Origin of the sequence: Nonomuraea sp. NPDC004580, from assembly GCF_040609855.1 — a bacterium.
Classification (GTDB): Bacteria; Actinomycetota; Actinomycetes; order Streptosporangiales; family Streptosporangiaceae; genus Nonomuraea; species Nonomuraea salmonea.
This window is the reverse complement of record NZ_JBEXLH010000036.1, coordinates 23,146-41,997: the sequence shown is the minus strand read 5'-3', so window position 1 is coordinate 41,997 and position 18,852 is coordinate 23,146. Positions and strand designations below refer to the sequence as shown.

Sequence of the window (18,852 nt, the reverse complement as noted above, 5' to 3'; positions counted from 1 at the left end):
CACCCAGCATGCCGTATCTCACCGGCCGCTCTCATCCGAAAGCCCGGACAGGCGGCGCAGAACGGTCAGGGCGGCGGCCCGGCTGAGCTCGTCATGATGCGGCTCGTTGCGCCGGGTGCGCAGGCAGCCGTCGGAGATCGCCACCAATCTGCCGCGCGAGCCCGAGCCAGCCGCCAGCCGGGCCAGCAGACGGAGTCGGCGATCACACGCGGCGGAGGATCGCCGGTCAGCTCGCGGCCGGCGGGAAAGACGGCCCAGAAGGCATCAGAGGGCAGTGCGCGGTTGGCGGGCAGCCGGTGACCGTCCTCCGCGAAGATCAGCAAGGGATCCGCCGCATCGATCAGGCTGACCGGTTGGCCGTTCATGGAGAGGGACACGTCCGGGGCGGTGATCAGGATGTGCCCGTTGGGGCCGACCGGCGCCTGCTCCCCGTCGAGCAGGACGACCGACGAACCGGGAGGGCGCAGCCGCACACCGCCGCCGAACGGCGCAAGAGTGATCTCCGGACGTTCTGCGGGCGGTACCGGGTCGATGACATCCGCGCGGACCAGGGCGATGGTCTGGTCTGCGATCCTGCGCGGCAGGCCGGGATCGCCGGTCTCCTGGGCGGGAGAGCGCAGGCGCTCCAGCAGGTCAAGGCATCGCTCGGTCAGTTCGCCCGCGAGGTCGTCGTCGTGTTCGACCAGCCGGCGTACAGGCTCGTCCAACTCGTCGGCCCGGCCCTCCAGCAGGTAACGCAGGAACCCCTCCAGGCAGGAGTCCGGCACGCCCGCGTGCAGCAGAATCGGGGCGAGATGTCGGTTCGGCGCGTCCTGCCCGGGCAGGCCCAGGCGGTCGAGCGCCGCCGAGAACGCCTCGCCGAACTGCCGGGCGTCTTCCGGACGGCCCCTGCGTCCTGTCGCCGCCCACCAGGCGGGCCAGAACGAGCCCGAGCGGTAGCCCTCCGCCGCCACCGAGGACAGGGCGATCACCACGCAGGCGGGCCAGCGCTCGGTCAGCTCCTTGTGGCCGCAGCAGGGAAGACCACGTGCGTTCGAGAAGGTCCAGGAGGGAAAGGGCGTGTCGAAGGTGCATGGGTTTCTCTGAAAGGTCGGACGGGGCTCAGGACACGGGCGGCGACACGAGCCGTGCCTGGTCTCACCGTCTCACACAGAGCGGGCGTCAGGGTGGCAGCCCGCTCCCCGCCTTCAGGCGCGGGGAGGACGTCAACACAATCACCACTCCAAAGGGCGCTCAGGACTTTGCGCTGGGGGAGGGGGAGAAGAGCGAGGGGGGAGGTGCTGGACATAAAGGCCGTATAAAGGGATCGCGTTGTGCCCATCGATAACACCCGGGCTCACTCGTTGTCCAGCCGCCATTCTCGTCACGATCCGTCACGTAGGGCGATCGGGAGGCCGTCATCAGCCGAGATGGTGCGGCATGGCCGGGCACGATGGCCGCATCCGGCCACTTGTCTGATGAGTCGCTCGCTCGTACGACGGCCACGGGGAGTGAGCGCCGGCCTAACGCCGATGACCTGCCGGTCCTTAGCCGGATATGAGCTGAAGTTCTGACGCTTTCGGTGTTACTTCTTGACATTTCGCCGGAAATGGCGCGTACTTCGATCGAAGATCGGTCTAACTACCCCGCCCCGAGCACCCGCACAACACCCTCGCAAGCGTCACCGATTGGGGAACCATGACCGAAGTACCTAGCGGCATGGCCAAAAACCTGCTCTCCCGGCGTGCCTTCACCACCTCGGCGGCGGCCGCCGCCCTCGCACCCCTGGTCACCACGCAACCCACCGCGGCGTCGTCCCAGGCCGGCCCGGCCGCGGGCGCGGTCCGTCGCATCACCCTGTACGCCGAGCGGCTGGCGGACGGCCAGCTCGGCTACGGCCTGGAGCCCGGCAAGGCGACGATCCCCGGGCCGCTCATCGAGATGGTCGAAGGCGACACGCTGGAGATCGAGATGGTCAACACCCTCGACGTCGCGGCCAGCCTGCACGTCCACGGCGTGGACTACGACGTGGCCAGCGACGGCACCCGGCTGAACGACGGCGTCGTCGAGCCGGGCGGCCGGCGTACCTACATCTGGCGCACCCACGCGCAGGGCAAGCGCGGGGGCGGCGCCGGCATCGAGCCGGGCAGCGCCGGCTACTGGCACTACCACGACCACGTGGTGGGCACCCCGCACGGCACGGTTGGCATCCGGCAGGGGCTCTACGGCCCGCTGGTGGTCCGGCGGAAGAAGGACGTCAGGCCGGACAAGACGTTCACCGTCGTCTTCAACGACATGATGATCAACAACCGCCCCGCGCACGACGCGCCCGAGTTCGTGGCCAAGGCCGGCGAGCGGGTGGAGTGGATCGTGATCACGCACGGCGAGTTCTACCACACCTTCCACATCCACGGGCACCGCTGGGCCGACAACCGCACCGGCATGCTGGAGAGCCCCGACGACCCGAGCCGGATCATCGACACCAAGATCTGCGGGCCCGCCGAGTCGTTCGGCTTCCAGCTGATCGCGGGCGAGCGGGTCGGGCCTGGGGCGTGGATGTACCACTGCCACGTCCAGAGCCACTCCGACATGGGGATGGCCGGCATCTTCAAGGTGACCGACGAGAACGGGAACGTGCCAGGTCAGCCCGGCGACGGTCACACGGGCCACTAGAAAAACCCTCGACATCCGCGACAGGTCCCGAGCCACTCTCGATCCCGAGGAGCGACGATGGGTCGAACAGACCGTTTACCGTCCCGATCATCTTTCTGGCGGCGCGTGTTGACAACGCTGTCGATCGCCGTCCTGGTGCTCGGCCTGGCGCCACCGGCCGTCACGCCGGCCCTGGCCCAGGCCCCCGCCGCCCCGGACGCCAAGAAGGCCGCCGTCCGCGTGCTGGTCTTCAGCGGCCTGGCCGCGCAGCAGGACGACCCGGTGCGGACGGCCGTGACCGCGATCAGGGAACTGAGCAAGAAGAACGGGTTCACCGTCGAGGAGGCCCAGGATCCCGCGGTCTTCACCGCCGACAACCTGGCCCGCTACCGCGGCGTGGTGTTCCTGTCCGCCAACGGCGTCACCCTGGACGAAGCGCAGCTCGCCGCCTTCCAGACGTTCATCAGGAACGGCGGCGGGTTCGTCGGCATCCGCGACGCCGCCAAGGCGCAGGTCGACTCGGCCTGGTTCACCGAGCTGATCGGCACCCGCCCCGTCGGCGCCCTGCCCATCGCCGAGAAGGTGACGGAGAGCGCGGCGAGCGGCGAGAACCCGCCGAACGAGACCAAGGACAAGGTGTTCGACGGCGACAACGACACCAAGTGGCTGGCCAGGACGCCGACCGCATGGGTGCAGGGCAAGCTGGAGAAGCCCGTCGCGATCGCGCACTACGCGCTGACCTCGGCCAACGACTTCGCGGGCCGGGACCCGAAGGACTGGACGCTCAAGGGCTCGCAGGACGGGACGACCTGGACGGATCTCGACAAGCGCAGCGGGGAGACCTTCCCCCAGCGATTCGAGACCAAGGAGTACGAGTTCGAGAACGACACGGCGTACCAGTACTACCGGCTCGACATCACCGCGAACAGCGGCGAGCCGCTGACCCAGCTCGCCGAGCTGCGGCTGTACGGGCCCGACGCCGCGCCTCCCCCCGAGCCGAAGGCGCAGAAGGCCACCGTGGACATCGTCGACCGGCGGCACCCGGCGAACGAGGGGCTGCCGCTCACCCTGTCGCGGACCGACAAGTGGCTGAGCTGGAGCCCGAACCCGGTGGGCAAGGTCCACACGATCGCGCAGGTCGAGGAGTGGACGTACAACCCGAAGATGGACGGCAACGGCGCGTTCCACCCGGTCTCCTGGTGCCGTGACTACGACGGCGGCCGGTCCTTCTACACCGGCATGGGCGGCACCGCGGACAGCTACGCCGACAAGCACTTCCGCACCCACCTCACCGGCGCCATCCGGTGGGCGGCCGGCATCGTCAGGGGCGACTGCCAGGCGACCATCGCCTCCAACTACGCCGTGGAACGGCTGACCGGTCAGAACGCGCAGGGCCAGATGGACCAGATCGGCGAGCCGCACGGCCTGACCGTCGCGCCGAACGGCAAGGTCTTCTACATCGGCAAGGCGGCCTGCGCCACCGGCGCGGTCCCCGACTGGAACGACCCGAAGGTGGGCCTCGGCTGCGGCACCATCCACCAGTGGGACCCGCGCACCAAGCAGGTCAAACTGCTCGCCACGCTGCCCGTCATGGGCAACCGCGGCAGCGGGGACGAGCTGGTCAAGAACGAGGAGGGCCTGGTCGGCATCACGCTCGACCCGGACTTCGCGGAGAACGGCTACATCTACGTCTACTGGATGCCGCACGCCTCGATCGACCGCGACCGGCGCATCGGCAAGCGCACGGTCTCCCGGTTCAGCTACGAGTCGCGGACCCAGACGATCGACCTGGACAGCCGCAAGGACCTGCTGGCGTGGGACACCCAGATCCACAGCTGCTGCCACGCCGGCGGCGGCATGGCCTTCGACGACGACGGCAACCTCTACATCGGCACCGGTGACAGCAACTCCTCCGGCGGATCCAGCGGCTACTCCGGCAACAACTGGACCCAGGACTACAAGGGCACCTCGTTCCAGGACGCCCGGCGTACCGCGGGGAACACCAACGACCTCAACGGCAAGGTCCTGCGCATCCACCCCGAGCCCGACGGCACCTACACGATCCCCGAGGGCAACCTGTTCACCGGCAAGGAGGAGGGCGGCGGCAAGACCCGCCCCGAGATCTGGGTGATGGGCGTGCGCAACATCGCGCGGCTCCAGTGGGACAAGGTGAACGACTGGATCACCGCCGGCTGGGTCGGCCCCGACGCCTTCGGCCCGAGCGAGACGTGGGGCCCGGCGAAGTACGAGACCGCGACCGTGCTCACCTCCGCCGGCAACCAGGGCTGGCCGTACTGCATGGGCGACAAGCAGCCCTACCGAGACCGCAGCAACAGCGACGCCACGCAGCCGGCCGACTGGTACGACTGCGACGACCTGAAGAACACCTCGCCGCGCAACACCGGCCTGGTGGACATCCCGCCGGCGCGCAAGAACATGATCTGGTACTCGCCGCAGGGCGGCGGCCCCGTCTACCCGGAGCGGCAGGACGGCAGCGGGCTCCCGTCGTACCAGCAGGGCGAGGAGACCTTCACCATGCCGTACCTCAAGGGCGGCAACCAGGCGGTCATGTCCGGCCCGACCTACCACCGCTCCCTGGTCGACACGGCCAGCGGGGTCGCGTGGCCGGAGTACTGGGACGGCAAGTGGTTCATCGGCGACGAGGGCAACAGCAACAACCGCATCGCCGTGACCGTGGACCCGGAGACCGCGAAGGACGCGGGCCGGCCGGCGTTCGCCGAGGACCTGCGGCACATCATCCCGGGCGGCACCGGCGCGAACCAAGTCCAGTCGTGGATGGACGCGAAGTTCGGCCCCGACGGCGCGCTCTACATGCTCGACTACGGCAACGGCTTCTTCAGCCTGCACCCCAACCAGAAGCTGATCCGCATCACCTACAAGGGCGGCCCCGCGACGCCGGACCCGAGCGCGGCCGTGGTGCGCCCGGCCCGGCAGAACGCCGACCCCAGGACGATGACGTTCTCCAGCGCCCAGGCCGGCGGCGTGGCGTGGGAGTGGAACTTCGGCGACGGCAGCGAGCCCTCCACGCAGGCCGCCCCGACGCACACCTACCCCGGCTTCGGCGTCTACCAGGCGACGCTGAAGGTCACCTACGCCGACGGCGAGCAGGCCACCGGGAAGATCGTCGTCACGGTCGGCTGCGGCGCGCCCGACGCCAGGCCGACGGTGCAGTTCCTCGACACGCTCACCGGCGTGCGCAACAAGGTCGTCGCGGGCGGCTGCACGATCAACGACCTGATCGACGACGAGCGCCAGTGGAAGAACCACAACCAGTTCGTCAAGCACGTGCAAGCCGTCGTGGACCAGCTCCTGGCGGACGGCGTCGTCACCGCCCAGGAGGCGGACGCCCTGCGCGAGGCCGGCCGCCAGTCGGAGGTCGGCAAGGTGAGCGGGTACGAGTCCATCTTCGACGGCACGGCGTCGTCGCTGCTGGGCTGGAGCCAGGCGCCGTCCGGGCGGTTCACCCTCCAGCCGGACGGCACGATCCGCAGCTCGGGCGGCCTGGGCATGTTGTGGTACGCGGACAAGGCGTACGCGGACTTCTCGGTCCGGCTGCAGTTCCGTGACAGCTCGCCCGGCACGACCCGCGCCAACAGCGGCGTCTTCGTCCGGTTCCCGGACCTGAGGACCCCGCTGGAGCAGCGTCCCGCGGGAAGCTGCGGCACGGCCGGCTCGGCGCGCACGTCACCCGCGTGGGTCGCGATCTTCTGCGGCCACGAGATCCAGATCTACGACGGCGACACGGGCGAGCCGCAGAAGACCGGCTCCATCTACAACTTCTCGCCCAACAGCCTGAGCCGGGCCGGGGCGACCCCGAAGGGCCAGTGGAACGACTACGAGGTCAGGGTGGTCGGCCAGCACTACACGATCATCCGCAACGGCACGGTGATCAGCGAGTTCGACAACACGCCGGGGAAGGCGTCGTCGCGCGCCGGTGACCCGCCCACGGACCTGCGCCAGTTCATCAGCGGGTTCATCGGGCTGCAGAACCACGGCGACAGCGACGTGATCGACTTCCGCAACATCCGCGTGCGCGAACTCTAGGCCGGGTGCCGGGCGCCGTCCCCCCCTGCGCCCGGCACCCCCACCAGCTCGGAAAGGTGCATCGACCCATGCATGTCTCCCTCTTACGTCGAGTGCGCGCGGCGGTGACGGCGCCGCGGCTCGCCGTGGTGCTGCTCGCCGTGGCGCTTCCCGCGCTCTTCCTCACCTCCGTCCAGGCCGAGGTCCAGCCTCGTACGCAGGCCGTCTCCGTGAAGGCCGCGGAGCAGGTGCTGACCTGGACCGCCGACGACAGCATGACCGCGTACAAGACGGCGCCCGAGTCGGCGACGGCGGGCCCCGCCACCATCGTCTTCGAGAACAGCACGGCCACCGGCAACACGACCGGCATGACGCACACGCTGACGTTCGACGTCTCCACCCCCGGCTACAACCACGACGTCAACCTCAACATCATCGCCAGCCCCTTCGACGCCGACGGCGGCCGGCACGTCGCCCAGGTGAACCTCACTCCGGGCAAGTACCGCTACTCCTGCGTGATCCCAGGACACGGCCAGATGGTCGGCGAGTTCGTCGTCACCGACGGCGGGGGCGAGGACACGACCGCGCCGCAGGTCGCCGCGCAGGTGGCGGGCGACCAGAACGAGGAGGGCGCCTACGTCGGCGCGGCGACGGTCACGATCTCGGCCGCCGACACCGAGTCCGGCGTGGACACCGTCGAGTACGCGCTCGACGGCGGCGAGTTCGCCGCCTACACGGCCCCGTTCTCGGTCGGCCAGCCCGGCGAGCACACGGTGACCTTCCGGGCGACCGACAAGGCGGGCAACACCTCGGAGGTGGGCTCGGTGACGTTCACCGTGGTGGCTCCGCAGGGCGAGGACACCACGCCGCCCGAGGTCACCGGGGAGGTGACCGGCGACAGGAACGAGGAAGGCCAGTACGTAGGCGCGGCGACGGTGACGCTCACGGCGAGCGACACCGGGTCCGGCGTGGACACCGTGGAGTACTCGCTGGACGGCCAGCCGTTCGCGGCGTACACGGAGCCGCTGCCGGTGGATCAGCCCGGCGAGCACACGGTGTCGTACCGGGCGACCGACAAGGCGGGCAACACCTCGGAGGTGGGCTCGGTGACGTTCACCGTGGCGGCCTCGCAGGGCGGGGACACCACCCCGCCGCAGGTCTCGGCACAGCTGTCGGGCCGGCAGGACTCGGCGGGCAACTACGTCGGCTCGGCGACCGTGATGCTCTCGGTGAGCGACACCGAGTCGGGGGTCGCCACACTGGAGTACTCGCTCGACGGCGAGCCCTACGCCGAATATCCGTCCCCGGTGTCGGTCACCGAGTCCGGCGCGCACACCTTCGCGTACCGGGCCACCGACAGGGCCGGCAACACCTCGCCGGTGGCGACGCTGCGGTTCACCGTGGTCTCTCCCGAGGACGACACCACGCTGCCGCAGGTGTCGGCCGCGCTCACCGGCACCCAGGACTGGGCCTGGAACTACGTGGGCTCGGCGACGGTGACGCTGACGGCGAGCGACGTCGGCTCAGGGCTGGACAAGGTGGAGTACTCGCTGGACGGCCAGCCGTTCGCGGTCTACACGAAGCCGCTGAAGGTCGACCAGCCCGGCGCGCACGTCCTGTCCTACAGGGCCACCGACAAGGCGGGGAACATGGCGGTCGGCACCGCCCCCTTCATGATCGTCGAACCCGCCGCCGAGTAGGTCGGGCTCCCGCCCCGCCCCAGTCTGGGCCGTGCCCCGGGCCTTGCCGCAAGCCCCGGGGCACGCTCCAGCTTGGCAGGAGGTTCCCGCGAAGCTCAGTGGCCTCGTCTGTTCAGGATCGGGCGCAACACCTTCTCGTACGCCTTCGCGTACGTCGCCATGCCGAGGTCGCTCGGGTGCGAGCCGTCCACCAGCTCCTCAGGCCCGGGGAGCTTGTCGGCCGAGAGGTAGGACAGACCTCTGACGCCGGAGCCGCGCAGGTTCTCGTAGGCCGTGCGCAGGGCGGCCGCGTTCTGGGCGTTGCGGGTGCGGCGGAACTCGACGAACTGGCCGTCCCCGTACCGGCGGTCCTCGACCATCACGATGGGCGTGTCGGGGCGGGCGGCGCGCAGAATGCGGACGAAGGGTTCGGCGCGCTCGGTGATCTGCTGCGGGTTCATGTTGGGGGAGCTGTCGACCACGTAGACGGACGCGTCTAGCTCGGTGAGGAGCTGGGCGATCTCGGGCTCCATGCGCGCGTTGCCGGAGAAGCCGAGGTTGATGGTCGGGACGTCGAAGCGGCGGCCCAGGAGCGCGGTGATGGACATGCCGGGCCTGGACGCGACGCCGCCCTGCATGATCGAGCTGCCGTAGAAGACGGCGGGCGGGGTGGTGCGCGGCGCGACCCCGAGGAACTTGGCGCCGGCCTGGACGCCGATCTCCAGCCGCTGCGGGCTGTTGTACAGCGGCAGGTACGCGGTGTAGAGGCGCTCACCCGGGTCGACCGCGATGCCCATCTGCTGGTCGACGTTCTGCGCCGCCGGGTGCGTGTTGGCGAGCCAGGCGTCGTGTCCTTCCGGGGTGCGCGCGTACAGGTCCACGCCGCTGTGGCCGATGGCGGGCATGTGGTACATCGAGACGGTGGCCAGGCTGAGCCGGTAGCGGGCCCGGAAGATGGTCGAGTCGGTGACGAACCGGGTCAGGAGCCCCGAGGAGTTGCGGCTGCGCACCCAGACCTCGGGGGTCACGACGCCTTCCGCCTTGGCCGGCAGCCGGTCGTAGAAGGCCACCGTGTCGGACCAGCCCTTGCCCTCGACGCCCCAGTGCGAGACGTCGTACCAGGCGATGTCCCCCTCGACGCGGGGCGTCACCTCGACGAACTCGGTGGGCCACGCGGCGGGCGGGTGCGGGACGGCGGCGTTCGCCGGCGTCGGTAACAGGCCGGGGATCGCGAGGGCGGCGCCGCCGGCGCCCGCGAGCCCGAAGAGATGACGTCGATTGACCATGTGGTTGCCCATCGGTGCTCCTTTGTCGGAACGATGCTGCTCAGGGCTGAGCCCGGTCGGGGGAAGGCGCGGATCGGGGCAGGGTGGTCATGCGTCGGCCCTGATGCGACGATGATCGGACCCGGCCTGACGGTCGCGGCCAGCCATGGGACGGAGGAGTGGCGGTGGCGTCATCACGCCCCGCCCTGGTTCACCGGAAGGTCATGATTCTTCGGTGACTGTAAGAGTTGGTATACAAGTCGTCAATACCAATCCGTGGCCGTGACGTAAAATGCGGGGGAACTGCGGGTGTCACCGTAAAGGGGATTCAGAGGGCAGGAGGGGGTGGACGTGAGCGACGCGGACGCTCGTCGCGGGCGCAAGCACAACATGGTCCGCGAGCGGATCATGAGCCTGCTCGAAGACCTCAACGTGGGAGATCCGATTCCGCCCGAGCGGGTGCTCGAAGAGGACTGCGGCGTCTCCAGGCTCACGGTGCGGCGCGCCGTCGACGACCTGGTCAGGGACGGCCATCTCATCCGCAAGCAGGGCAGCGGCACCTACGTCGCGCGGCCCACGATCACGCAGTCGCCGACGGCGTCGTCGTTCTCCATGGGGCTGCGCAGGCGGGGCATCACGCCCTCGACCCGCGTCGTCGGCGTGGAGCGCTCCGACGCGGGCGTGCGCATGAGCTGGCGGCTGCAGATCGCGCCGTCCGACACCGTCGTGACGATCCGCCGGCTGCGGCTGGCCGACGGCGACCCGATCGCGCTGGCCACCACGACGCTGCCCGACGCGCTGGTGCCCGGCCTGCCCGCCGGCGAGCTGGAGGAGAAGTCCCTCTACCGGTTGCTGTCGGAGAGGTACGGCCTGAAGGTGGCGGCCGGTACGCAGACCATCGAGCCGACGGTGCTCAGCCAGGAGGAGTCGGGCGTGCTGGACGCGCCGCCGTACTCTCCCGCGTTCCTCTTCAGGACGGCGACCCGCACGTCGGACGGCGTTCCCATCGAGTTCACCCAGACGTTGTTCCGCGGCGACCGCTACATGATCACATCGGAGCTGGACCTGACGGCGACCCCTGAGGAGGACCTCGGACACCCCCGCGGAGTGACCCACAAGGTGACGTCTCTGGGCTGACGACCGGCCAAGTGGTCTACAAGAGGTATTGACACCTCGCGTCGCAGATAACACCATTTCGTGCATCGTGACCTTGCGTCCCCTTCCTGTGGGCGCATCGATCCGAAGGCGGTCACTCATGCACAAGTCCCTGTTACGAGTCGCCGCAGGCGCGCTCTCTCTCGCACTCCTCATGTTCGGGTCGGCCTGCGGGTCCGGCGGCGGCGACGACGCCGCGTCCGCGTCCGGCGGCGGCACGGTGACCTGGTACACGCCGATGCCGGAAGAGCCCGCCCGGCGCCTGGCCGAGGCGTTCACGGCCGAGACCGGCACCGAGGTCGAGGTGCTGCGGCAGAGCGCCGGCGAGCTCCTGGCGCGGCTGAAGGCCGAGGCGGGCCGTCCGGCGGCCGACGTGATCGGCCTGGCCAGCGGGGACGCCGGACCGCTCGCCAAGGAGAAGCTGATCCGGTCGGTCAAGCCCGCGGCCGAGGGCATCGACAAGCGGTTCGTCGACCCCGAGGGCTACTGGCACGCCAACGAGCTCATCCTGATGACCGTCGGCGTCAACGCCGACCGGTGGAAGGAGGAGACCGGCGGAGCCCCGCTCCCGACGACGTGGGACGAGCTGCTGCGCCCCGACCTGAAGGGCCAGCTCGTCATGCCGAACCCGACGCTGTCCGGCACCGGGTACACGTTCGTGGCGACGCAGATCTTCCGCCACGGCGACGAGGCGGGCGCGTGGAAGTTCCTCGACGAGTTCCACAAGCTGATCGGCCAGTACACCGACAGCGGTGGAGCGCCGTCGCAGCTCGTCGCCACCGGCGAGTACGCCGCCGGCGTCTCCTTCGCCCACGACCTGCTCAACGTGCGCGGGGCCGGGTTCCCCATCGAGCTCGTCTACCCCAAGCCCACCGGCGTCGTCATCTCCGGCAACGCGCTCGTCCAGGGCTCGCCGAACCCCCAGGGCGGCGAGAAGTTCGTCCAGTGGCTGCAGGGCAGGAAGGCGTCCCAGATGATCGTCGACCTCGTCCACTCCTACCCCGTGCGCGGCGACGTGGACCTGCCCGACGGCGCGCAGGGTCTCGCCGAGCTCGACCTGGTGGACTACGACCCGGTACGCGCGGGTGAGATGCGCGACGCGGTGTCCAAGGAGTTCGCCAAGCGGTACGGGGTCTGATGCAGGTGCCTTCGACGACCCAGCAGACCGTCGTGCCGGAAGAGCGGCCGGAAGAGCGGACAGAGCGGGCCCCCGGGACCCCGCCGGACTGGCAACGACGCAGTCGCCGGCGCCTGCTGGCCGACCGGATCACGGTGGGCACGCTCGTCGCCTACGTCGCCGGCCTGCTCCTCCTCCTCGTCCTCGTGCCGACGGTCGCCATGCTGTTCGAGCCCGACGGCGAGGCGTGGAGCAGGCTGGCCGAGCCGCGCGTGGCGACGGCCGCGAAGAACACCGTCGTCATCGGCGTGGCCTCGACGCTGAGCGCCACCGTGGTCGGCTTCCTGTTCGCCTACGCCCTCAGCCGGCCCGACATCAGGGGCCGGGCCGTGCTGCGGGTGATGGCCCTGCTCCCGCTGATCTCGCCGCCGTTCGTCGTCGGCCTGGCGGTGCTGCTGCTGTTCGGGCGGCGCGGCCTGATCACGCACGAGCTGTTCGGCCTGGACATCAGCCTCCTGGGGCTCGGCGGGCTCTGGCTCGTGCAGACGCTCGCCTTCTTCCCCATGGCCACGCTGACCCTGCTGCCGACGCTGAAGAACATCGGCTCCACCCTGGAGTGGGCCAGCCGGGACCTCGGCTGGACCTGGTTCCAGACGTTCCGCCGGGTCACGCTGCCGCTGGCGTTCCCCACGATCCTGAACGCGCTGCTGCTCGTCGGCATGTTCGTCATCACCGACTTCGGCAACCCCGTCCTCATCGGCGCCGGGTACCAGGTGCTGTCGGTCGAGGCGTACGTGCAGGCCGTGGGCCGGCAGGACTTCGGGATGGCGGCGGTGCTGTGCGTGCTGCTGTTCGTACCGACGCTGATCCTCTTCCTGATCCAGCGGCGCGTGCTCGCGCGGCGCTCCGCCGTCACCGTGTCGGGGAAGACGGGCAGCCTGCCGCCCGCGCCGCTGCCCGCGGCCGTGCGGCGCGGCCTGCTCACCGTCCTCGGCCTGGTGAGCGTCCTGATGATCCTCATCTACGGGAGCATCCTGGTCGGCTCGTTCACCCGGGCATGGGGCGCGGACTGGAGCCTGACGCTGGACCACTGGCAGACGGCCCTCCTGCGCGGTGACGACATCCGCAACTCCGCGCTGTTCTCCGCCACGGCGGCGATCATCACGACGATCAGCACGCTGGTCGCCGCGTACGTCGTGCACCGCACGCGGGTCTTCGGCCGGGGCGTGATGGACGGGCTCGCGGTGCTGCCGTCGGCGATCCCCGGGACGATGATCGGCATCTCGTGGCTGCTCACGTTCAACGAGCCGCCCATCGCGCTGACCGGCACCGCGCTGATCCTGGTGCTGGTCATGGTCGTGCGGGCCATCCCGGTCGGCTACCGGACCGCGGTGACCACCATCAACCAGATCAGCCCGTCGATCGACGAGGCCGCCACCGACCTCGGCGCCTCGCGTGCCCGGGTCATCGTCCAGATCATGTTCCCCCTGCTGGGCGGCGCGTTCACCACGTCGCTCGTGTTCGGGTTCCTCCACGCGATCAACACGCTGAGTGCCGTGATCTTCCTGACCTCGCCGGGCATCGGCCTGGGCGCGCCCACCATCGTCAACCTCGCCGAGTTCGGTCAGTGGGGCGCCGCGACCGGTGTCGCGGCCGGCCTGATGGTGGTCAGCTTCGCCGGGCTCGCCGTCGCGAAGCTCGCCCTCGGCTCCCGGCTGCGGCTCTACGACCTGTGACACCTGCTGATGGAGATTCCATGATCGAACTGAAGTCGTTGTGCAAGTCGTTCGACGGGGTGCCGGCCGTACGCGACCTCGACCTCGTCGTCGGCCGCGGCGAGTTCCTCTGCCTCCTCGGCTCCAGCGGGTGCGGCAAGAGCACCACGTTGCGGATGATCGCCGGGTTCATCCAGCCGGACAGCGGGAGCGTGCTCATCGACGGCGTGGACGTGTCAGGGTACGGGCCCGACGCGCGGCCGACGTCCATGGTGTTCCAGGACTACGCGATCTTCCCGCACCTCACCGTCGCGGAGAACATCGAGTTCGGGCTGAAGGCGCAGAAGCTGGCCAAGGACGAGCGGGCCCGCCGTACCGAGGAGGCGCTGGAGCTGGTCGGCCTCACGGGTCTCGGCGGCCGGCGGCCGAACGAGCTCTCGGGCGGCCAGCAGCAGCGCGTCGCCGTCGCGCGGTCGCTGGCGATCAGGCCGTCGGTGCTGCTCATGGACGAGCCGCTGTCCAACCTCGACGCGAAGACCCGCATCCAGCTGCGCACCCAGCTGCGCGAGATCCAGCGCGACACCGGGACGACGATCGTCTACGTCACCCACGACCAGGAGGAGGCGCTGGCCCTGGGCGACCGGATCGCCGTCATGAAGGACGGCTCGCTGGAACAGCTCGGCAGCGGGCACGAGATCTACCTGGCCCCGTCCAACGGGTTCGTCGCCGACTTCGTCGGCATCACGAACTGGCTGGCGGGGGAGTACGCGGGCGGCTCGGACGAGTCGTGGGAGGTGAACGTCGCGGGAGCGGTGCTCCCCGCGACGCCCGCGAGCACGTCGTCCTCCGTCTCGCCCGGCTCGCCGGTGGACGTGTCGGTACGCCCCGAGGACGTGTCGCTCAGCGAGGAGGACGCCCCCGGCCCGGGGACGCTGCGCGGCGTCGTCCGCGACGTGCAGTTCCTCGGCCCGGTCGTCCGCACCTACGTCGAGGCCGGCGGCTCGGTCGTGATCGTGCACTCGGCCCAGAGCGGCTGGTCGCCGGGGGCGAAGGTGCGGCTGAGCATCGGCGAGGGAGCGGCGCGGGCGTTCCCCAGGGTCGAGGGCGCGTGGCGCCCACCGCAAGCCGCCGCCCGGCCCGTCGTCGCAGCCGCGGCGAGCTGACGGCATGGGCATCGCACACGAAGAGGCGGACCTGCGCGACCTGCTCGTCGAGCGCAGCCTGTCCGGCGGCATCAGGACCGTCCGCCGGCAGTCGCTGGCGTACGCGCACAAGATGCTCAAGGGAGACCTGGACAACACCTTCGGCCTGGAGGACTGGCGTACCGCCTCCATCGACGAGGTCGTGGCCGCCGTCGAGGCCGGCATCGGCGACCGCATCACCGACGGCGACCCCGAGCTCGGGTACATCGCGCCCGAGCACACGCTGGCCGGCATCAGGGCGCACGCCGACGCCCTCGCCCCCTTCCTGCGGGACGGCGGCGGCACGGTGCTGCTGGCGACCGGGCACCCGACCGGGCTGCTCGACCACTACGCCGACCTGGCGCGCGCCCTGCGGGACGCGGGCAACAGGATCGTCCGCGTCCTCGACGACCACCGGCTCGACCGCGCCGTCGGGGCCCACGCCGCCGGCGAGACCGGGATCCGGTTCTTCGGCGGGGTCGCGTGCGCCTTCCACGACGAGGCGATCCTGCACACCCACCGGCCCGACTACATGGAGTCCATGATCGCCGCGGTGGCCGGCGGCGGCGCGCGGATCGATCTCGTCATCGCCGACCACGGCATGGCGGGCGCGGCGATCGCGGCCGGCCTGCACACGCTGTCGATCGCCGACGCCAACGACATCGCCCTGTTCCTGGCGCACGCCAGGGGACGGCACGAGCCCGTCCTGCCGATCGAGGACAACTTCACGCCCGCCGAGTTCGCGCCGGTGACCGCGTACATGCTCCGGCGCGCGGCCGGTATCGCTGTTTGAGGAGGATGGTCATGTCCCGTCGTGGTTTGCGGCGCTGGAGCCTGTTATCTGCGGCTCTCGCTCTCGTCCTGACCGGCCCGGCGTACGTGGCGACGGCGGCGACGCCGCCGCCCGCCGCCGCGGCGGTCGTCGTCGAGGGCCGCACCGAGACCTACCGCGAAACCCAGCCGGTCGCTCCCGGCGTCGAGCTGAGCACGGTCGAGCTGTACGGGCCCGACGGCGCCACCGGGGAGCCCGGCTGGCTGCAGACGTACCAGATGTCCGTCGACCTCAAGGCCGGCGTGCAGATCGGGCGGCTGTTCCCCGGCCAGGTCGCCGCGCGGCGGCCGCTGCTCGACATGGCGCGCGAAGCGGGCGCCATCGCGGCGACGAACGCCGACTACTTCGACATCGCCGCCTCCGGCGCGCCGTGGGGCGTGGCCATCCAGGACGGCGAGCTGCTGCAGTCGCCGCTGCCCAACACGAAGGCGACGCAGACGAACCAGACGGCGGTGATGTTCTCCGAGGACCAGATCGGCGCCATCGGCGAGATCGTCTTCGAGGGCACCGTCAAGCTGCCCGGCAGGACCGTCCCCCTGGACGCGCTCAACAAGGCCGAGCTGCTCAAGGACCAGATCGGGATGTTCACCCCGGTCTGGGGCACCTACTGCCGCTGCCATCCGGTCAGAGGCGTCGCGCGGACCATCGAGGTGGTCGTGCGCGACGGCGTCGTGACCGAGGTGGTGGACGTCCCCCGCGAGGGCGCGATCGCCGAAGGCGCGTTCGTGCTGGTGGGACGGGAGGCCGGCGCCGACGTGCTGTCCTCGCTGCGGGTCGGCGACCCGGTCTCCGTGGACTACGCCGTACGCGCTCCCGGCGACATGAAGGTCAAGGCGGCCGTGAGCGGACGCCAGCTCATCGTCGCCGACGGCGAGCCGCTCCGGCTCCCGCCCGAGAACAACACGCCGGAGCCCCGCACCGCCGTCGGGTTCTCCGCCGACGGGACCAGGATGTGGCTGGTCGCGGTGGACGGCCGGCAGCCCGAGTTCTCCCGCGGCATCGGGCTGGACGAGCTGGCCGGGATGATGGTGAAGCTGGGGGCGCACACCGCGCTCAACCTCGACGGCGGCGGCTCGACCACGCTCGTCGTCCGCGAACCGGGCCAGCGGCAGGTGGACCTCGTCAACCGGCCGTCGGACGCGGCGGGCACCCGTCCCGTGCCGACCGGGCTGGCCATGTTCCTGCCCAAGGGCAGCGGCAAGGCCAAGGGCTTCTGGGTGAGCACGGCGACCGAGCGCGACCGGTTCCCCGGTCCTGAGGCCGCCGCGTCGTGGCGTACCGAGCGGGTCTTCCCCGGGCTCACCCGCCGGCTGACGGCGGCCGCCTACGACGAGACGTACGGTCCCGCCGGCATGCCCCGCAAGATCAAGCCGCAGTGGCGGGCCGAGAACGGCCGGGTCGGCCGGGTGGACCGCGACGGCGTCTTCCGCGCGCTGGCGTCCGGTGAGACGACCGTGACGGCCAAGCACGGCAAGGCCGCCGGCGCCATCGACCTCACCGTGCTGGGCCCGCTGGCCCGCCTGGAGACCGGCACCCGCCGCATCAACCTCCTGACGAAGGGCGCCCAGGGGACCTTCGAGGTCAACGGCGCGGACGCTGCCGGGTACGCCGCCCCCATCGACCCCGCCGACGTCCGCCTCACCTACGACAAGGCGGCGCTGGAGGTGACCCCGACCGGCGACGGCGCGTTCACCGTCACCGCCAGGGCCGCCGAGGGCGAGCACGTCGTCACGGTGACCGCCGGCGGCGTGCGGACCGAGCTGGTCGTCGGCATCGGAACCTCCCAGGACGTCGTGGACACCTTCGACGACACCTCGAACTGGGACTTCTGGAGCCTGCGCGCCACCGGCACCGCCTCCTCCACCCCTGACGGTCATGCCGGGAACGGGCTGAAGCTGGACTACGACTTCACCCAGAGCACCCAGACGCGCGGCGTCGGCATCTGGCCGTCCGCCAGCCTCCTCCCGGTGGCCGGCCAGCCGACGGCGTTCAAGCTGTGGGTGCGGTCGGAAGGTCACGACCAGCGGACCCGCCTGGAGGTCGTCGACCGCAACGGCACCCTGCACACGATCGAACCCGCCTTCATCACCGAACCCGGGTGGCAGCAGATCACGTACGACGTGCCGGACGGCATGGCGTACCCGGTGAGCCTGCGCCGCATCTTCTTCAACGAGATCAACCCCGACGCCCGCTACACCGGCACGCTGGTCCTGGACGAACTGACCGCCGTGGCCGCCGGCTGACCCCGCCTGGGCGCGGCGACCGGGCGGTCGCCGCGCCCAGGCGCCACCGCACTCCTCGCCGCCCACCGTGTCAGCCGGTGAGGCGGAGCAGGGCGGCCTCGCGGAACGGGATGAGCAGGGGATTGTCGTCGTCGGCTCGCGTCGCGAGCGCCACCTGGCTCGGCGGCACGTCCTGCAGGGGGACGCTGGTGACGCCCGGGTGGTCCGCGCGCAGGCCGGCGGAGACGATGGCCACGGCCTGGCCGGCGGCGACGATCTCGAACTTCTCCTCGGGCGACTCCACGAGCGGGCCGTCCGCGCGGGGGACGAGGCGCCAGTGCGCGTTCCACAGCGGGTCGGGCAGGCGGGGGATCGGTTCGCCGTCGAGGTCGTCGAGCGTCACGTGGTCCTTGCCGGCCAGGCGGTGGTCGCGGGCGACGAGGACGACGCGCGGCTCGTCGTACAGGAGCGTCACCTGGAGGCCGGCGTCGCGGAGCGGGAGGCGGCACACCGCCGCGTCCACCCGGCGTTCCAGCAGCGCGGCCCGCGGTTCGTTCCAGGCCAGCCGCACCACGCGGACGTCGGCGTCGGGGTGCCGGTGGCGCAGCTCGCCAACGGCGGGCAGGACGGGAACGTGCAGGGTGTGCCCGATCGCGATCCTGCGGGGACGGGCGGCGGCACGGGTGGCGGACACCGCCTGCGCCGATGACCGCAACAACGCCTTGGCACGCGGCAGGAACACCTCGCCCGCCCCGGTGAGCCGGGTGCCGTGCGGGGTGCGGTCGAGCAGGGGAGTGCCGAGCCGGCGTTCGAGCGCGCGGATCTGGCGGCTCAGCGAGGGCTGGGTGATGTGCAGGGCCTGGGCGGCCCGGCCGAAGTGCCGGTGCTCGGCGACGACGGTGAAGTAGCGCACTGATCGCAGGTCGAGATCCGGCTGTGACTCGGCCATGCCTGCAGCATAACTCCGAACCTGACGTCGGGTGATGCCTCGGACGTATGAGGATGCCGCAC

General features: G+C 70.8%; 12 protein-coding genes. 9 read left to right on the top strand and 3 right to left on the bottom strand.

The window, feature by feature from the left end:
* Positions 1-65: 65 nt before the first annotated feature.
* Positions 66-974, bottom strand: a complete 909-nt coding sequence (locus tag ABZW11_RS30020; RefSeq protein WP_355424138.1) for a hypothetical protein — start codon at positions 972-974, stop codon at positions 66-68.
* A 703-nt stretch (positions 975-1,677) separates the two neighbouring features.
* On the opposite strand from ABZW11_RS30020, the gene ABZW11_RS30015 reads away from it, so the two are divergent.
* The 3 genes from ABZW11_RS30015 (at position 1,678) to ABZW11_RS30005 (ending at position 8,375) form a co-directional block, all read left to right on the top strand.
* A complete protein-coding gene (locus tag ABZW11_RS30015; RefSeq protein WP_355424135.1) occupies positions 1,678-2,652 on the top strand; it encodes a multicopper oxidase domain-containing protein in 975 nt (324 codons plus the stop codon).
* A gap of 105 nt (positions 2,653-2,757) precedes the next feature.
* On the top strand, positions 2,758-6,696 hold the full coding sequence (locus ABZW11_RS30010; protein WP_355424132.1) for a ThuA domain-containing protein: 3,939 nt from the start codon (positions 2,758-2,760) through the stop codon (positions 6,694-6,696).
* Positions 6,697-6,764: 68 nt separating this feature from the next.
* Complete coding sequence (locus ABZW11_RS30005; protein WP_355424129.1) at positions 6,765-8,375, top strand: chitobiase/beta-hexosaminidase C-terminal domain-containing protein; 1,611 nt, start codon at positions 6,765-6,767, stop codon at positions 8,373-8,375.
* Between the two features lie 95 nt (positions 8,376-8,470).
* Here the strand turns inward: ABZW11_RS30005 and ABZW11_RS30000 are convergent, their stop codons facing one another.
* On the bottom strand, positions 8,471-9,652 hold the full coding sequence (locus ABZW11_RS30000) for an SGNH/GDSL hydrolase family protein (RefSeq protein ID WP_355424126.1): 1,182 nt from the start codon (positions 9,650-9,652) through the stop codon (positions 8,471-8,473).
* Positions 9,653-9,970: 318 nt separating this feature from the next.
* Between ABZW11_RS30000 and ABZW11_RS29995 the strand changes: the two genes are divergently transcribed.
* The 6 genes from ABZW11_RS29995 (at position 9,971) to ABZW11_RS29970 (ending at position 17,862) form a co-directional block, all read left to right on the top strand.
* Positions 9,971-10,756: a GntR family transcriptional regulator gene (locus ABZW11_RS29995; protein ID WP_355424123.1), complete on the top strand. Its 786-nt coding sequence runs from the start codon at positions 9,971-9,973 to the stop codon at positions 10,754-10,756.
* Positions 10,757-10,874: 118 nt separating this feature from the next.
* Positions 10,875-11,912 carry an ABC transporter substrate-binding protein gene (locus ABZW11_RS29990; RefSeq protein WP_355424120.1) on the top strand — a complete coding sequence of 346 codons (1,038 nt, stop codon included), beginning with the start codon at positions 10,875-10,877 and terminating at the stop codon, positions 11,910-11,912.
* Positions 11,913-11,917: 5 nt separating this feature from the next.
* Positions 11,918-13,627, top strand: a complete 1,710-nt coding sequence (locus ABZW11_RS29985; protein ID WP_355424117.1) for an iron ABC transporter permease — start codon at positions 11,918-11,920, stop codon at positions 13,625-13,627.
* A gap of 20 nt (positions 13,628-13,647) precedes the next feature.
* The gene (locus ABZW11_RS29980) at positions 13,648-14,769 is read left to right on the top strand and encodes an ABC transporter ATP-binding protein (RefSeq protein WP_355424114.1); all 1,122 of its coding nucleotides are present in this window, start codon (positions 13,648-13,650) and stop codon (positions 14,767-14,769) included.
* Positions 14,770-14,773: 4 nt separating this feature from the next.
* Entirely contained in the window at positions 14,774-15,580 is an 807-nt protein-coding gene (locus ABZW11_RS29975) for a phosphatase (protein WP_355424111.1), read from the top strand.
* 11 nt (positions 15,581-15,591) lie between these two features.
* Positions 15,592-17,862, top strand: coding sequence for a phosphodiester glycosidase family protein (locus tag ABZW11_RS29970; protein WP_355424108.1), 2,271 nt, complete (start codon positions 15,592-15,594; stop codon positions 17,860-17,862).
* Positions 17,863-17,932: 70 nt separating this feature from the next.
* Here ABZW11_RS29970 and ABZW11_RS29965 read toward each other — a convergent pair whose 3' ends face one another.
* Positions 17,933-18,790 carry a LysR substrate-binding domain-containing protein gene (locus ABZW11_RS29965; protein ID WP_355424105.1) on the bottom strand — a complete coding sequence of 286 codons (858 nt, stop codon included), beginning with the start codon at positions 18,788-18,790 and terminating at the stop codon, positions 17,933-17,935.
* Positions 18,791-18,852: the final 62 nt, after the last annotated feature.

What these genes read in the sequence shown, in the direction of transcription:
- ABZW11_RS30015 (WP_355424135.1), top strand. Translation starts at nt 1,678, where the DNA reads ATGACCGAAGTACCTAGCGGCATGGCCAAAAACCTGCTCTCCCGGCGT.
- ABZW11_RS30005 (WP_355424129.1), top strand. Translation starts at nt 6,765, where the DNA reads ATGCATGTCTCCCTCTTACGTCGAGTGCGCGCGGCGGTGACGGCGCCG.
- ABZW11_RS30000 (WP_355424126.1), bottom strand. Translation starts at nt 9,652, where the DNA reads ATGGGCAACCACATGGTCAATCGACGTCATCTCTTCGGGCTCGCGGGC.
- ABZW11_RS29990 (WP_355424120.1), top strand. Translation starts at nt 10,875, where the DNA reads ATGCACAAGTCCCTGTTACGAGTCGCCGCAGGCGCGCTCTCTCTCGCA.
- ABZW11_RS29980 (WP_355424114.1), top strand. Translation starts at nt 13,648, where the DNA reads ATGATCGAACTGAAGTCGTTGTGCAAGTCGTTCGACGGGGTGCCGGCC.
- ABZW11_RS29975 (WP_355424111.1), top strand. Translation starts at nt 14,774, where the DNA reads ATGGGCATCGCACACGAAGAGGCGGACCTGCGCGACCTGCTCGTCGAG.
- ABZW11_RS29970 (WP_355424108.1), top strand. Translation starts at nt 15,592, where the DNA reads ATGTCCCGTCGTGGTTTGCGGCGCTGGAGCCTGTTATCTGCGGCTCTC.
- ABZW11_RS29965 (WP_355424105.1), bottom strand. Translation starts at nt 18,790, where the DNA reads ATGGCCGAGTCACAGCCGGATCTCGACCTGCGATCAGTGCGCTACTTC.